Genomic DNA, 16,124 nt, shown 5'->3' with positions numbered 1-16,124 from the left:
TAGGGGTGTCTTATCGCATGGCATTGAAAGCTGGTATTGTAGGTCTGCCGAACGTAGGCAAGTCGACATTGTTTAACGCAATTACACAAGCAGGGGCAGAATCTGCCAATTACCCTTTTTGTACAATAGATCCTAACGTTGGTGTTGTTGAAGTGCCGGACGAGCGTCTGAATAGGCTGGTTGAGCTAGTGGTGCCTAAGAGCATCGTGCCTACCGCTTTTGAATTTGTTGATATTGCCGGTCTTGTAGCGGGCGCAAGCAAGGGCGAAGGGCTTGGCAACAAGTTTCTCGCGCATATCCGTGAGGTAGATGCAATCGTTCATGTAGTTCGCTGCTTCCAGGATGATAATATTACGCATGTATCTGGTAAAGTAGATCCGATCAGCGATATTCAAACGATTAATTTGGAGCTTATTTTGGCTGATATCGATTCGGTCGATAAGAAGATTGAACGCTCCCGCAAAAACCTTAAGGGCGGAGATAAGAAGGTTGCCCAAGAGATTGAAGTGCTTGAGCGCATCAAGGAAGCGTTGTATAACGATATGCCGGCGCGCAGCGTAGAGCTGAGCGACGATGAGAAGCTGCTCGTTCGCGATCTGCATTTGCTGACGATGAAGACGGTATTGTATGCTGCGAATGTAAGTGAAGAAGAGGTTTCCAATTCAGATGGCAATGAGTATGTGCAAAAGGTACGTGAGTTTGCGCAGGCTGAGGGTGCTGACGTTGTGCCGATCAGCGCGAAGGTTGAAGCGGAAATCGCTGAGCTTGAAGGCGAGGATAAAGATATGTTCCTCGAGGAGCTAGGCATGTCGGAGTCTGGCCTTAATCGCTTGATCAGCTCTGCATACAAGCTGCTTGGATTGTACACTTACTTTACGGCAGGCGTGCAAGAGGTGCGTGCTTGGACAATCCGCAGCGGAACGAAAGCTCCGCAAGCAGCAGGCGTAATTCATACTGATTTCGAGCGCGGCTTCATTCGTGCTGAGGTTGTGTCCTTTACGGACCTGTCAGCAGCAGGCTCAATGGTAGCGGCTCGCGAGAAGGGTCAGGTTCGTTTAGAGGGCAAGGAATATGTCGTGCGTGATGGCGACGTTATTCACTTCCGTTTTAACGTATAGAAAAGTTGGGAATAATATGGCCCTGTAAGTGCTGATTGGCGCTTGCAGGGTCTTTTTGGAAATTTGGGCCTGCAAGCGTGCTGTAAATCAAAACCAGCAGTCGATACAAACCCGTAAATATGCTATAATGAACATTATCCTAATGGAATAAACAGAGGTGAATGATCGTGTTTGACCGTTTACAAGCACTCGCAGACCGGTATGAAAAGTTGAGTGAGCTATTGTGTGATCCAGATGTATCCAGTGATCCCAAGCGGCTTAGAGAGCTTTCCAAGGAGCAGTCTGATTTACAAGAGGCCTATGATGCCTTTACGGAATATAAACAAGTGACCGAGCAGCTAGATGATGCCAAGATTATGCAGGCGGAGAAGCTCGATGACGAAATGCGTGAAATGGTTAAGATGGAAATTGACGAGTTAAGCCAGCGGCAAGCTGAGCTTGATGAGAAAATTCGCATCGTATTGCTGCCTAAGGACCCGAATGACGACAAGAACGTTATTGTTGAAATTCGCGGCGCTGCTGGCGGAGATGAAGCAGCTTTGTTCGCTTACGAGCTGTATCGCATGTATACGAAGTTTGCTGATACGCAAGGCTGGCGCGTGGAGCTGATGGATTTCAGCGAGAATGACCTTGGAGGCTTCAAAGAGGTTATTTTTATGATTACGGGCAAAGGTGCTTACAGCAAGATGAAATTCGAAAGCGGCGCTCATCGCGTACAGCGTATTCCAGTAACGGAATCGGGCGGTCGTATTCATACATCGACATCTACGGTAGCGGTTATGCCTGAGGTTGAAGAGGTAGATATTGAGATTTTTGACAAGGATATTCGTGTGGATACGTTCTGCTCAAGCGGAGCGGGCGGTCAATCCGTTAATACAACGAAATCCGCGGTACGCGTATTGCATGTTCCTACGGGAATTATGGCGACCTGTCAGGATGGAAAATCGCAGAATGAGAACAAGGCGAAGGCACTGGCAGTGCTTCGTGCACGTATTTCCGACGTACGCCGTCAAGAGGAAGAAGCGAAATATGCAGGCGAGCGCAAGAGCAAGGTTGGAACGGGAGACCGAAGCGAGCGTATCCGTACGTACAATTTCCCGCAAAGCCGTGTAACGGATCATCGGATTGGATTGACGCTGCATAAGCTCGATTCCGTTATGAACGGGGATCTGGCTGATGTTATTTCGTCGCTGACGATTGCGGAGCAAGCGGATCTAATGGAACGTGAAATGGCTTAATACTGACGCTGGATCGTTGTATGCTTAGAATAAGCATACAGTTGATCCGGCGTTTTGTTTTGACATCTTGAATAGCTGCCTGCAAGCGATGAATAGCAGGCACGGAAGCTGGTACAAGAAGAAGGAGCGTTGAAGGAATGAATAATATGAAGGGCGGCTCGTGGTTTACGCTGCCGCTAACGATTCGCGAGGCGAGTATGCGTGCCGTTTCTCTGCTCAAGGAGGAAGCCGTGGAGGAGCCGCGCAATAACGCCGAGCTGCTGCTTATGCATCTGCTCCATATTGACCGTGCAGCGCTGCTGCGCGATGGAGGCGATCCCTTCCCGGAGGCTAAGCTGGCTGAATGGGAGGAGCTTGTGCGCCGGAAGGCGCTGGGGGAGCCGGTGCAATATATGATTGGCGAGCAATGGTTCTATAGCCGCCCCTTTGCGGTATCGCCAGCGGTGCTTATTCCGCGACCCGAGACGGAGCTGCTCGTAGAGGCCGTGCTAGAAGCGGCTGATTTGCTCTGGCCTTCCGCGGCGAGCGAGTCCGTGAGCGCAGTCGCAAGAGCGAGTGAAGCGCCGACGATCGTTGACGTCGGCACAGGCAGCGGCGCCATCGCCGTCACGCTAGCTGCGCAGCGTCCCGCGTGGCGCGTCAGCGCATCCGATCTATCGCCGGATGCGCTGACAGTCGCCCGCGCGAACGTGGCCCGCCATGAAGCGGCGGACCGCGTCGCGTTCGCGCAGGGCGACCTGCTCATGCCCTTCATACCTGGGCATGAGCAGTGCAAGCTATCGCACGACATGCTGCGCATAGACGTGCTGGTATCCAATCCGCCGTATATACCCGCGGCGGATATGAAGGGCTTGCAGCGCGAAGTTCGCGACTATGAGCCGCATCTCGCGCTGGAGGGCGGAGCGGACGGACTCGATCCGTACCGCCGCATGCTGGAGCAGCTTCCGCTGCTCTTGCAAATCCCGCGTATTGTCGCCTTCGAGCTTGGCATGGGCCAGCCGCGTATTGTGGCAGATATGATGCGTGCTATGGGCCACTGGGATGATATCCGAATCATTAGCGATTACGCCGGCATCGAGCGACATGTGATAGCAATTCAGTCGCAGCGCGCCTAAGAATAATATAACCTGTCACAGTGTCATCCTATCGTATTGCCAGAGAAAAGAACCTTAGGCCACTTTAGCGGCCTAAGGTTCTTTTCTTGAAATATAGGGGAGTATATCATTTCACCATACGATATCTATATTTCTCCGGAATGAAACGCGCCACCGCCATAAGGAAGGCGGCAGCCGTTTCACCTTGGTTAATTTCCATAGGAATCTCCAACTAGATTTGCAGCATTATTAGCTGCGTACGACCTTAAATTTGCTATACCATGCACTAAAGTCCTCGCTAGTTTAAGGGGAAGCAGCCTACACTGCACTTCGTACAATAGAAACCTCACATGAGAGCTGTTTCAGACGGCTACAATGTAATTCTGCAGTAGAATTAGCTCCAAATCAACAAATATCGCTCTAGACTAGGCATTCTATTGCACAAACTGCAGTGTTCGTGGTCGAGTCAGGCGAGTAACGTCGATTACGTTGTACAAAGTGCAACGCAGCCTCGTCCTATTGCGCTATTTCATAAATGAACCAATCCAACTAGATAAGTCGAACTAGAAATTTACGTATTGGACGCTGCGCGAAAAGATCATTCTTTAGCGTCGCGGTTGCAGCTGATTGCCGTTACTCCGGCATCATATTCGTACTGATCGCGATCCGGTTCCAAGCATTGATGGTGATGATGCACATGATGATTTCACCGATCTGCTTGCTGTCGAAATAACGGGCTGCTTCATCGTAGACGGCATCCGGCACATGCTCCTTTGTAATGATGGTTACCGATTCCGTCAACGCAAGCACTGCCCGCTCGGCAGGCGTGAAGTACGGCGTGTCGCGCCAAGCGCTCAAAGCATAAATCCGCTGTTCGGTTTCGCCAAGCGCTCTTGCATCCTTGGTATGCATATTGATACAAAAAGCACAGCCGTTGATTTGTGATGCGCGAATTTTAATTAGCTCTCTTAGCTGCTTGTCGATGCTGGTCGTTTCCAAATATTTTTCCAATCCAGTCATGGCCTGATAGGCAGCGGGCAATTCTTTCGCTATTGCGGTTCTTTGTGTCATCCTCTTCAATCTCCTCTGTTATCTGATTAAGCGGCCTCTTCAGGCTGCCTTAAGTTCCTTCATCATCTAAGACAAAGTATAGCCCGAGATTGTGACAGACAATGCGTGGAAGTTTTAACTTCTCACCAAATAGCCTATAGAAGTCCGACATGAACCAGCTTGTCCGGATTCAACAAGACGAAAATTCGCTCGAGCTTCTGCTCATGCTCATTCAGCTGGAAGCTGATCACGCTTTTTGGCTTATTATCGCTCATAATGATGAGGCCAGCTTGTCCGTTAATGACAGCAAATTGGTGGCCGTCCCCCAGGAAGCTTCTCCTTATTACTCCCTGTAGAAAAGCGATCACGCGGGCTCTGCTAGTGATCGCGAAGATGGCAGCATGCACTTTACCTCCGCCATCAGCGACCAGAATAGCCTCTTCCGTCAAAAGAGCAATCAATTTATCGAAATCGCCTGAGGCTGCAGCCTCCATAAAGGCGGCAACAAGCGGTGCGGCCTTTACCGAGTTTGCAGGAAGCTTATTCCGCTCGAGCTGAAGCTTCCCTTTAGCTCTGCTGAAAATTTTACGGCAATTGGCCTCTTTTAGCTGCAGGCATTCCGCAATTTCCGTGTAGTCGTACTGAAGCGACTCTCTAAGAATGAAGACAGCTCTCTCGGCGGCTGACAGCTTTTCCATCATGACAAGCAGTCCATAAGAAAGCTCTTCATGCGCTGCATAAAGCTGAGCAGGGTCCTGCTCGGCAGAAGCAATATCCGGCTCGGGCAGCCAATGACCGACGTATACCTCTCGCCGCTTGCGTGCCGATTGCAGGGCAGTAAGGGATCGATTAGTGACCATTCGGACTAAATACGCTTTTTCGTTGCTGATATTAGAGGTGTCTAGTCCGCTATAGTCGGCAAATACGTCCTGAACTAAATCCTCGGCCTCGCTGAGCGAGCCGAGCATACGATAGGCAATGGAATGGAGCAGCGGTCGATATGTCGTATACATGCTCTCGAAACTCATCAAATGATCCGTCCTTCTCTCTTAAAAATATAAGATTAAGCTTATGGCTGTTATTATACCGTAATCACTTTTGGAAAAAAGATAGATTAGTAGGTTTATATAGTAGAGCTGCTGGACATAATGACGGATAGATACGTTCCGGGACGCAAGCAGACGCACTGACGGGTGCGACGAGAGGGGCTTGTGTGTATGTCCAGCAATTATTCGATTCATTCCTATTCTAATGTTACAAAAACAACTCATTCTCATTCCAAACGTTCCAACCGGCTTGCTTATCGCAACTCATATGGATTTATCATTTTTGCACTTATTCTCTTAATTATGAGCTGGGAATCCCAGCAAATGGACGCTGCTGTCGCGAGCAGTCATATTCCGCAGGAGGCTATCCGCCTTCGTATATTAGCAAATTCCGATAATCCCGCGGATCAAGTGGTAAAACGCCTTGTGCGGGATGAGATCGTTAAAGCGATGAATAGCTGGGTTACCGGTCCTCAAACGATCGAGGAAGCCCGTCAAAGCATTATCGCAAATATGGCTGAAATTGAACGCATTACGGCAAAGGTGTTGGAGAGCCGCGGGTTTAGCTATGACTTTTCCGCAGAGCTTGGGATGGTGCCATTCCCGACGAAAATGTACGGCGATCAGGTTTATCCAGCCGGTGATTATGAGTCGCTGCTTATTACCTTGGGCGAAGGCGGCGGGCAAAATTGGTGGTGCGTGCTATTTCCTCCGTTATGCTTCATTGATGCTGTGAGTGGCGAGGCATCCGCGGCTCCCGCAGGGGATACGGTGCAATCGGCAGCAGTGGTGAAGGCAGATCCAGCTGTGGAGAAAGCCACCGCGCTGCAAGCTTCCAAAGAGGATGCGGCACCTGGCGGAGAAGCACCGGAAGCAAAGTTTTTTCTCTGGGAAATGCTTAAGTCCTTGATCGACTGGATTAAATCGTTATTTTCATAAGAAACGGCAGCTGCAGCTTCAGTTATGAAGGGGCGGCTGTCGTTTCTGCTCGTTTACGGACGCATATGCTATAATAGCGAAAGAATGGACAATTTAATTATATAGCAAGGATTGAATGATAGAGATGACGATAACTAAAATATGGCATGTGAAGAAGGCAGCGGATGAGCAGTTAAGTACTCAGCTCACAGAGGCTGCTCGCCAGCTAAGAGAAGGCGGACTTATCGCATTTCCGACGGAGACGGTCTATGGTCTTGGCGCGGATGCGAGGAGCACGGCTGCCGTTGAGCGGATATTTACGGCAAAGGGCCGTCCATCGGACAACCCGCTTATCGTCCATATTGCGGCACGCGAGCAATTGGACGAGCTTGTGCTTCCGTATCCGCCGCTCGCGAAAGTGCTTATGGAGCATTTTTGGCCGGGTCCGCTTACGATTGTGCTTCCTGTACGGACAGGGGCGCTCTCGCCGCTTGTGACCGCCGGATTGCCGACCGTAGGCATTCGAATACCGGATCATAGAACAGCGCTTGCTCTGCTTGCGCAAGCCGGCTGTCCGATTGCAGCTCCGAGCGCCAATCGCTCGGGAAGACCGAGCCCTACTTTGGCAGAGCATGTTCTAGAGGATTTAGACGGCAGGATAGACGGAGTTGTTGATGATGGGCAGACGGGAGTTGGCTTGGAATCAACTGTCATCGAACTTACTGGCCTTGACGCGATACGTATATTGCGCCCGGGAGGAATTACACGTGAAGCGCTGCAGCAGGCGGTGCCGGATGTAAGCATCGATAGCGCAAATGAAGCGGAGCCTGAGTCTGCGCCTCGTTCTCCGGGGATGAAATATACGCATTACGCTCCGCAGGGGGAGCTGGAGCTTGTGCGGGGGGAGGCGGGTGCAGTTGTCTTCTATATTCAAGAGCAGGTTGCAGCGGCGAGAGCACGCGGCGAGGTAACGGGCGTTCTCGCCTTTGATGAGCGACTTGGAAGCTTTGATGCGGATCGTCTATTATCTTTGGGCAGCGAAGCGGAGCTTGATGCCGCTGCTCAGAGGCTGTATGCTGCATTGCGAGTATTTGATGGCGCAGGTGTGCAGCGGATATGGGCGGAAGGCTGCGAGGAGGATGGAATTGGCGCAGCTTTAATGAATCGGCTGGTTAAAGCAGCCGGTCATCGAATCATTCGCGTATAAGCAGCTTTTTGCGCAGCAGTACAGCTTGTATGATCAGTAGTATGTTTGTCCCTAATCCCGCATATGTTGGATATAGACTATGCGCGGACATGGGGGAGATCGGCTGTGGTAGATGCACATATGCAGGCAGGGCAGTTTTTGACGCTGCTCATTATAGCGTTGGCTCTGGGACTTGATGCATTTTCGCTTGGACTCGGCATTGGTCTGAAGGGCATACGCTTGTTGGATGTTTTGAAGCTGGGAGTCGTTATTGCCTTGTTCCATGTGTTCATGCCGCTAGCTGGGATATATACCGGACAGTACGTAGGCAGCTTGCTTGGAGAAGTAGCGACGACAGCGGCAGGTATCTTGCTGGTTCTGCTCGGTGGGCATATGATTTACAGCTCGCTGCGCGGGGAGGAAGTAAAATCGTTTGATCATCAATCGTTGTGGGGCTTGCTTGTGCTCTCCCTTAGCGTCAGTATTGATTCCTTCTCGGTAGGTATTACACTTGGAATGTTTTCGGCTAATATGTGGGTGACGGTATTGCTGATTGGCTTGCTTGGCGGACTTATGTCGGTGCTTGGCTTGCTGCTCGGGCGAAAGGTAAGCGGCAACCTTGGCGAATATGGCGAAGCCATTGGCGGAGGGGTTCTGTTTGTTTTTGGCATATTATTTATTTTTTGAAATATAGGAAAGTATATCATTCCGTCATACTTTCTCTATATTTCTCCGGAATGAAACGCGCCACCGCCATAAGGACGGCGACAGCCGTTTCACCTTGAAATATAGGAAAATATGAGGGTGGAAAAGGGGTTGGCAGTGTGAAACGTATCTTATTTATTTGTACCGGCAATACATGCCGCTCACCAATGGCTGAAGCCATGCTTCGCCGAATGGCTGCTTTGAGGGGCGTTACTATTGCTGTGCGCTCAGCTGGCATATCGACCATTGATGGCCTGCCAGTCTCGTCGCATGCGGCAGAGGCGCTTAGGCAGCGGGAAATTGAGCATAAAAGCACCTCATTAGCATTGACAAGTGAGGCCGTTAGCTGGGCTGACCTTATTTTGACGATGACGTCCAATCATAAGCGAGGGCTGCTGCAATGGTATCCGGAAGCGGTGGACAAGGCCTATACACTTAAGGAATATTCGAATATGGATGCAAAGGTGCTTGCCGATATTGAGGAGCTGGAGCAGCTTTATTCGGAGCTTCACATGAAGCAGGCGCTGGGTCAGAAGCTGTCAGCATCCGAGCGAAGCCGTTTGCTTGAGCTGGAGCAGCGTATTCCAAGCTTCGATATCGTTGATCCGTTCGGGGGCTCACAGTCTATTTATGACAGCAGCGCACACGAAATCGAAGCCGCGCTGGTGAAGCTTTTGGACAAGCTGACAAGAAGATAAATACACGAGTGCCTATGTCGATAAAGATTGATTTTTTGAAAGACTTCGGCTATTATAAAAGAATAATATACGGTTTCCGATGTAACTGGCGACGGAAGTGGGTTAACCACGGTGGAGCATCGGAACATACGGCCGGTCGCCTGGGCAAAGAGCAGCATGCTAATTAGCATGTCATGCTCTTTTTTCGTCTTTTTCTGCAAAAATAGGTATACTAGCACTGTAATGTGTTATTTCGAAGGAGGTCTTTTACGTTGAAAATTGCCATTGGTGCCGATCATGCAGGCTACCGCTTGAAGGATGAGGTCGTACCTTTTCTTTTATCGCTCGGTCATGAGGTCGAGGATGTTGGCTGCAGCTGCGATCAATCCGTTGATTACCCAGATTATGCATTGCCCGTATGTGACCTTGTAACGAGCAGCAAAGCAGAACGCGGTATACTGATTTGCGGCACAGGAATTGGCATGTCGATTGCTGCCAACAAAGTACGGGGTATCCGCTGTGCACTAGTGAATGACATGTTCTCTGCAAAAGCAACTCGCGAGCATAATGATACGAATGTATTAGCACTTGGAGAACGCGTTATTGGTCCAGGAGTCGCTTTGGAAATTATTCGTATTTGGCTCGAAACACCGTTCTCGGGCGGCGAGCGTCATGTTGCCAGAGTAAATAAAGTAAATCAAATTGAAGAGCAATAGATTGTCCATACCTATGCCATACCTAAGCAGGAGGCCGTCGCAATGAGTGAAAATGGCAACGTACAGCTTGGAGTCATTGCAAAGCAGGTAGAAACGATTGTTCGAGAGCTTGCAGCTGCAGGCAGCATTGCTGAAAATCAGCTGCTTGTCATAGGAGTAAGCACCAGCGAGGTGCTGGGGCATCACATTGGTACAGCTGGAACAACCGATGCAGCTGCACAAATTTATGCAGGCGTGGATGCTGTGCGCAGAGAAATTGGCTTCGTGCCGATGTATCAATGCTGCGAGCATTTGAATCGCGCTCTTGTCATTGAGCGTGCTGCCGCTGAGAGATACGGACTTGAGATCGTAGGTGCGGTTCCTGTTCCGAAGGCTGGCGGATCAATGGCAGCCTATGCCTATCGTCAGCTGGTGTCTCCTTGCTTGGTTGAGGCTGTACAAGCACATGCGGGCATTGATATTGGAGATACGTTCATCGGTATGCATTTGAAGCGGGTTGCTGTACCCGTTCGACCTTCTGTTCGCCGGATCGGCGAGGCTCATGTGACAATGGCGATCACGAGGCCGAAGCTGATTGGCGGTTCCCGCGCAGTTTACGAGCTGCAAACGAATATTACTGCAGAGCAATCTGCGGGTTCATGTGAATAACGATGTTTAAATCTTAATGATTAGTTTTATAAGTATTTATTGAAAATATAAGCTTTCTAACTATGAGGAGGAATATTCAGATGGAAAATTTACGTAAGCAGGACCCTGAGGTACTAAAAGCGCTAGGACTTGAGCTAGGACGTCAACGCGATAACATCGAGCTTATCGCATCTGAGAACATCGTTAGCGAAGCTGTATTGGAAGCAATGGGAAGTGTGCTTACGAACAAATATGCAGAGGGTTACCCAAGCAAACGTTTCTACGGCGGCTGTGAGCATGTTGATATCGTAGAGGATATCGCTCGCAATCGTGCGAAAGAGCTGTTCGGAGCTGAGCATGCAAACGTACAACCGCACTCCGGCGCACAAGCGAATATGGCGGTTTACCTTGCAGCCTTGAAGCCTGGTGACACTGTGCTCGGTATGAACCTGGCGCATGGCGGTCACTTGACGCACGGCAGCCCGGTTAACGCTTCTGGCTTGCTTTATAATTTCGTAGCCTACGGCGTGCAGGAGGATTCCTTCACGATTGATTATGAAGAGGTTCGCAAACTTGCATTCAAACACCGTCCTCGTCTGATTGTTGCTGGTGCAAGTGCATATCCGCGTACAATCGATTTCGAAACGCTTGGCAAAATTGCGAATGACGTAGGCGCATTGTTCATGGTTGATATGGCTCATATCGCTGGTTTGGTAGCTGCGGGTCTTCACCCAAGCCCAGTACCGCATGCACACTTCGTAACGACTACAACTCACAAAACGCTTCGCGGACCACGCGGCGGTATGATTCTTTGCCGTCAGCCTTGGGCAGCGGCGATCGACAAAGCGGTATTCCCTGGCTCACAAGGCGGCCCTTTGATGCATATTATCGCAGCAAAAGCCGTTGCTTTCGGAGAAGCGCTTAAACCGGAATTCAAGCAATATGCGACACAAGTAGTCAAAAATGCTAAAGTGCTTTCTGAGGAGCTTGTTGCTAAAGGCTTCAACATCGTATCCGGTGGAACAGACAATCACTTGATGCTGCTCGATACGCGCAGTCTGAACATTACAGGCAAGGTTGCTGAGCATGTTCTTGATGAGGTTGGTATTACTGTTAACAAAAATGCGATTCCATTTGATCCTACAAGCCCGTTTGTAACCTCCGGTATTCGTATCGGTACGCCGGCAGCAACAGCTCGTGGCATGGAAGAGAACGCAATGAAAGTTATTGCAGAAGTGATCGCTCTTGTACTAAACAGTCCACAGGATCAAGAGGTTTTGACGAAGGCTCGCGGCATGGTGCGTGACCTTACTGCTCAATATCCACTGTATCCAGGCATGACTTACTAATTCATAGCTAATTAAATTGATTTGGAAACCCATTCGACAACTAGTTGTCGAATGGGTTTTTTTGTTTTTCCGTGCATAAAACAATTAGCGTTATAAAATAATAGCGTTACAAGCGGAGGCAATAAATTTGCCTGAAAGGCACAATAACCTTTTTTGAAAATATAGGAAAGTATATCATTTCGCCATACTTTCTCTATATTTCTGGGAATGAAACCAGCTGTCGTCGTCCAAGGATGGAGATGACCGTTTCACCTTGGTAAAAAGATAAAGAGGGGGTATTCAATAGTGAAATATTGTAATTTTACATGTTGATTCAAAAGATAGAAATTCGTGTATAAATAGTAGATTATCGTTATAAATAATAGGTTTATCGATTTGGATTAATAAAAAAATCGCGAAATTTAGATCTGTAAAATAGGGATATAAATTATGAGAATTCAATCTATAAATGTAAGTTAATGTATTTGGAATTTTGTGGTTTATGAATAATGAATAAATAACATGAATAAACGCTTGAAAGCGTTGAAGTGTAAAATTAATTAATCGAATAAACGCGTTGAAGTGGTGAAGTGTAACGGTTTAAAGCGATATAAAACAATAATTTACAGTTTACATACCATTGATAAATAATTAACATAGATGTATAGTGAAAAAATTAATAATAATAATTCTCTAAGGTTAAATGGGAGGATAGACCCCTATTGAATCGAATAGAGAGGAAGCGGGGGATTTTAATGAGAACAAGAAAGTCTGCTTTTACTTTTGTTGCTGCATTACTCATTCTTGCTATGGTTGCGGTAGGTTGTACTCCGAAAAATGAGACTGGCAACAACGGTGCGGCGAATAATGAAACTTCTGAGGGTAAATCGGAAACGAAAGCATTCCGTTTGAATATCCATTCAGAGCCTTCAACACTGGATCCTGCACTGATGGAAGACAATGTTTCTGGTACGCTTGCAACAGGGATTTATGAAGGCTTGACTCGCAAAAATGAAAATGGTGAATCTGTTCCGGCTACAGCAGAAAGCTTTGTAAAGTCAGAGGATGGAATGACGTATACCTTCACAATTCGTGATGATGCAAAGTGGAGCAATGGTGATCCCGTTACGGCTAATGACTTCGAATACTCTTGGAAACGTGCGCTTGATCCTGCTACAGGCTCAACTTACGCATACCAATTTTATTACATCGTTGGAGCACAAGATTACAACGAAGGAAAAACAACGAATGCAGATGCGGTAGGCATTAAGGCATTGGATGAAAAAACGCTTGAGGTTAAGCTGAATTCACCTACTCCTTATTTCTTGAGCCTAACTTCTTTCTATGTCTATAATCCTGTTCACCAATCGGTGAAGGATAATGAAGCTTGGGCTGCTGACGCAGCGACTATTATCGGTAATGGTCCGTTCAAAATGAGTGCATGGCAGCACAATACATCCATTAAGCTCACTCCAAACGAATATTATTATGAGAAAGACCAAGTGAAATTTACTAGCATAGAATTTTCGATGCTAAGTGATTCGGCTACAGAGCTTGCGAACTACGAGACTGGCAAGCTTGATTACACAGGTAAACCAACAGGTGAAATTCCAGCTGAGCAAATTCCTGTTCTTAAGGAATCGAAACCAGATGAGATCGTGACTAAAGGTATTGCAAGCTCATACTACTACCAATTTAATACAGAAGAAGTTCCTTTTAACAACGTAAAGGTTCGTAGAGCCCTTTCGATGGCGATTGATCGTCAAGCAATTGTTGAGAGCGTGACGATGGCTGGCGAAGTGCCTTCCTTCGGATTTGTACCACCAGGTATTATCGGTCAAAAAGAGGATTATCGTACAGAAGTGAAGGATGATTTCTTCACAGAGAACGTTGACGAAGCAAAAACTTTGCTTGCTGAGGGTTTGGCTGAGCTTGGACTAGCTAAGTTCCCTAAGGTTACTTTGACCTTCAATACAAGCGACGGGCACAAGAAAATTGCTGAGGCAATCGTAGAAATGTGGCGTCAAAACCTCGGTATCGAGGTAGGTATTGAAAATCAAGAATTTGCTGTTTTGTTAAAAAACCGTACGGCAATGAACTACCAGATTTCCCGCGCAGGCTGGGGAGCTGACTACAATGATCCAATGACTTACTTGGATATGTTTGTCACAGGCGGAGGCCAGAACAATACTGGTTTTGCTTCACCTGAGTACGATGCTTTGATCGCAAAAGCAAACAAAAGCGGAGATCAAGCTGAACGTATTGCAGCAATGACAGAAGCAGAAAAAATCCTTATGGATTATATGCCGATCATGCCGATTTACTATTACAGCAACGTGTACATGCTTAAGCCTGGATTCAAAAATATCACTACGGACTACAAAGGCGACATTGACTATACAAGAGGTTATTACGAAGCGGAATAGTCACCCTTCGACTATTTGAAGGTGGGGATATATGCGGGTAATCCGTATATATCCCTTTCTTGTTGATAAATTCTGACTCCTGTTTTTGTGCATTTCTTCTTGTTTATATTCTGTAAGGAGGTGTCCATTGCGTTGATAAAATATATATTCAAGAAGTTTCTGTCCATGTTCGTTTCGTTGTTTGTTTTGGCATCGGCTACCTTCTTTCTTATGAAAATTATTCCAGGTGATCCCTTCGTTAGGGAGAAAGCGATTCCCGAGAAGATTAGAGAGCACCTCTTTGCGATGTATGGTCTTGATCAACCGATGTGGAAGCAATACTTAATGTATTTGAACAATTTGCTTCATGGCGATTTAGGCATGTCGATGAAGCAGCAATATATGTCTGTTACCCGTATTATCAAGGAAAGCTTTATTTATTCAGCACAAATTGGCCTTTTTGCTGTTTTCGTTTCGCTGGCAATGGGTCTAATTCTGGGAATTATTGCTGCGCTTAATCATCGTAAGTGGCTGGATAGCGCGACGATTTTTATTGCCGTATTAGGGGTTTCTATTCCCAATTTTCTCGCAGCATCTATTTTGCAATACATTTTTGGAAGCAAACTGCAATGGCTAAGTGTTTCAGGCCTTAACGATCCTACTGATTTTATTATGCCTGTACTTGCTCTCTCTTTTCTTCCAGCGGCATTTATTGCGCGTCTAACCCGCTCGACCATGCTGGAGGTATTGTCAGCTGACTATATTAAGACGGCTCGTTCCAAAGGCTTGAGTGGTCGGATTATATTGGTTCGTCATGCTCTTCGCAATGCCATATTGCCGGTGGTCACCTATATTGGGCCAATGACTGCGAATATCATTACAGGGTCCGTAGTTGTTGAGCAAATTTTCGGTATTGGTGGTATCGGTAAATACTTTGTACAAAGTATAACTAACCGTGACTATACGCTCATAATGGGGCTTACTTTATTTTATGGAATTATATTGATGGCTGCGCGATTCTTGACTGACGTTGCCTACGGCTTTGTTGATCCGCGTATTAAGCTGACAAGAGGAGGGGGGAAAGGATGAAGGAAAATACCTTTACACCTGATGATTTTGCCAAGCTGAACAAAGACGAGAAGCATACGGAAGTAGTCGTTCGTGAGAGCATATCGGCATGGAAGGACGCCTGGTTCAGGCTCCGTACGAATAAAATAGCGATGATAAGCTTAATTATTCTGGTCATCGTCGCCCTGATGGCTGCCTTTGGTCCAATGATTACCGAGCAAGATTATCAAACGAATCATTTGAAGGAAAAAAACCTTGGCCCAAACAGCACCTATTGGTTTGGTACGGATGATCTTGGACGAGATCTTTTCTCTAGAACTTGGATGGGCGCAGGGATTTCCTTGCAGGTTGGCATATATGCAGCCCTTGCCGATTTGGTGTTAGGTGTTATTATTGGCGGAATTATGGGTTATTTCGGAGGACGCGTTGATGAAATTCTGAACCGTTTTTGTGAAATTATATACTCGATTCCAAGCATGCTTATTATTATTCTTTTAATCGTTATTTTAGAGCCCAGCATGTTTACGATCGTGCTTGCGCTTAGTATAACTGGGTGGGTTAGTATGGCTTGGATTGTAAGAGGTCAAATTATGCAGCTTAAAAACCAGGAATACGTTATGGCTGCACAAGCGCTGGGCGCAGGTACCGCGCGTATTCTATTCCGACATCTGATTCCGAATGCGATGGGCCCTATTATCGTAACGCTAACGCTCACTGTACCTAGCGCTATCTTCGCTGAGGCATTCCTCAGCTTCCTTGGCTTAGGTGTGCAATCGCCGGCGGCCTCGCTTGGAACGATGATTAACGATGCCATTAAAGCATGGACGCTTTATCCATGGAGAATGATCTTCCCGGCAGCAGTTATTAGTATTACGATGCTTTGCTTTAATATTTTTGGGGATGGTCTGAGAGATGCGCTTGATCCGAAAATGAAAAAGTAGGAGGTGG

The 16,124-nt window shown here is 47.5% G+C and carries 15 protein-coding genes and 1 riboswitch; of the genes, 13 read left to right on the top strand and 2 right to left on the bottom strand.

The window, feature by feature from the left end; translation table 11 throughout:
• Positions 1 to 17: 17 nt before the first annotated feature.
• From ychF to prmC, 3 genes are all read left to right on the top strand, one after another.
• On the top strand, positions 18 to 1,118 hold the full coding sequence (gene ychF, locus MHI37_RS29350) for a redox-regulated ATPase YchF (RefSeq protein ID WP_076335521.1): 1,101 nt from the start codon (positions 18 to 20) through the stop codon (positions 1,116 to 1,118).
• 167 nt (positions 1,119 to 1,285) lie between these two features.
• Positions 1,286 to 2,356 carry a peptide chain release factor 1 gene (prfA, locus tag MHI37_RS29345; protein ID WP_076335520.1) on the top strand — a complete coding sequence of 357 codons (1,071 nt, stop codon included), beginning with the start codon at positions 1,286 to 1,288 and terminating at the stop codon, positions 2,354 to 2,356.
• Positions 2,357 to 2,493: 137 nt separating this feature from the next.
• Positions 2,494 to 3,471, top strand: a complete 978-nt coding sequence (prmC, locus tag MHI37_RS29340) for a peptide chain release factor N(5)-glutamine methyltransferase (protein WP_076335519.1) — start codon at positions 2,494 to 2,496, stop codon at positions 3,469 to 3,471.
• 612 nt (positions 3,472 to 4,083) lie between these two features.
• Here the strand turns inward: prmC and MHI37_RS29335 are convergent.
• Both MHI37_RS29335 and MHI37_RS29330 read right to left on the bottom strand, forming a co-directional pair.
• Positions 4,084 to 4,521, bottom strand: coding sequence for a carboxymuconolactone decarboxylase family protein (locus tag MHI37_RS29335; RefSeq protein WP_076335518.1), 438 nt, complete (start codon positions 4,519 to 4,521; stop codon positions 4,084 to 4,086).
• Positions 4,522 to 4,655: 134 nt separating this feature from the next.
• Positions 4,656 to 5,528 (bottom strand): RNA polymerase sigma-70 factor, encoded by an 873-nt coding sequence (locus MHI37_RS29330; protein ID WP_076335517.1) that lies wholly within the window; start codon positions 5,526 to 5,528, stop codon positions 4,656 to 4,658.
• A gap of 189 nt (positions 5,529 to 5,717) precedes the next feature.
• Here MHI37_RS29330 and spoIIR point away from each other — a divergent pair, with 189 nt between their 5' ends.
• The 10 genes from spoIIR to MHI37_RS29280 all read left to right on the top strand — a co-directional run bounded on the left by spoIIR (position 5,718) and on the right by MHI37_RS29280 (position 16,117).
• Complete coding sequence (spoIIR, locus tag MHI37_RS29325) at positions 5,718 to 6,485, top strand: stage II sporulation protein R (RefSeq protein WP_083676104.1); 768 nt, start codon at positions 5,718 to 5,720, stop codon at positions 6,483 to 6,485.
• A 124-nt stretch (positions 6,486 to 6,609) separates the two neighbouring features.
• Positions 6,610 to 7,671, top strand: coding sequence for an L-threonylcarbamoyladenylate synthase (locus MHI37_RS29320; RefSeq protein ID WP_076335516.1), 1,062 nt, complete (start codon positions 6,610 to 6,612; stop codon positions 7,669 to 7,671).
• A gap of 120 nt (positions 7,672 to 7,791) precedes the next feature.
• Positions 7,792 to 8,337: a manganese efflux pump MntP family protein gene (locus MHI37_RS29315; RefSeq protein ID WP_076335667.1), complete on the top strand. Its 546-nt coding sequence runs from the start codon at positions 7,792 to 7,794 to the stop codon at positions 8,335 to 8,337.
• Positions 8,338 to 8,474: 137 nt separating this feature from the next.
• Entirely contained in the window at positions 8,475 to 9,053 is a 579-nt protein-coding gene (locus MHI37_RS29310; RefSeq protein WP_076335515.1) for a low molecular weight protein arginine phosphatase, read from the top strand.
• 71 nt (positions 9,054 to 9,124) lie between these two features.
• Positions 9,125 to 9,206: riboswitch (ZMP/ZTP riboswitch) on the top strand.
• A gap of 98 nt (positions 9,207 to 9,304) precedes the next feature.
• Positions 9,305 to 9,748: a ribose 5-phosphate isomerase B gene (rpiB, locus tag MHI37_RS29305; RefSeq protein WP_076335514.1), complete on the top strand. Its 444-nt coding sequence runs from the start codon at positions 9,305 to 9,307 to the stop codon at positions 9,746 to 9,748.
• Between the two features lie 42 nt (positions 9,749 to 9,790).
• The gene (locus MHI37_RS29300; RefSeq protein WP_076335513.1) at positions 9,791 to 10,396 is read left to right on the top strand and encodes a TIGR01440 family protein; all 606 of its coding nucleotides are present in this window, start codon (positions 9,791 to 9,793) and stop codon (positions 10,394 to 10,396) included.
• Positions 10,397 to 10,476: 80 nt separating this feature from the next.
• The gene (gene glyA / locus MHI37_RS29295; RefSeq protein WP_076335512.1) at positions 10,477 to 11,724 is read left to right on the top strand and encodes a serine hydroxymethyltransferase; all 1,248 of its coding nucleotides are present in this window, start codon (positions 10,477 to 10,479) and stop codon (positions 11,722 to 11,724) included.
• A 734-nt stretch (positions 11,725 to 12,458) separates the two neighbouring features.
• Positions 12,459 to 14,129, top strand: coding sequence for a peptide ABC transporter substrate-binding protein (locus MHI37_RS29290; protein ID WP_076335511.1), 1,671 nt, complete (start codon positions 12,459 to 12,461; stop codon positions 14,127 to 14,129).
• Positions 14,130 to 14,261: 132 nt separating this feature from the next.
• A complete protein-coding gene (locus MHI37_RS29285) occupies positions 14,262 to 15,197 on the top strand; it encodes an ABC transporter permease (protein ID WP_076335510.1) in 936 nt (311 codons plus the stop codon).
• A complete protein-coding gene (locus tag MHI37_RS29280) occupies positions 15,194 to 16,117 on the top strand; it encodes an ABC transporter permease (protein ID WP_076335509.1) in 924 nt (307 codons plus the stop codon). Before MHI37_RS29285 ends, MHI37_RS29280 begins: the two co-directional genes overlap by 4 nt.
• Positions 16,118 to 16,124: the final 7 nt, after the last annotated feature.

The organism is Paenibacillus sp. FSL H8-0548, assembly GCF_038630985.1.
In the GTDB taxonomy this organism is placed as follows: domain Bacteria; phylum Bacillota; class Bacilli; order Paenibacillales; family Paenibacillaceae; genus Pristimantibacillus.
The sequence above is the reverse complement of the archived record's forward strand: the minus strand, read 5'-3'. Positions and strand labels throughout refer to the sequence as shown.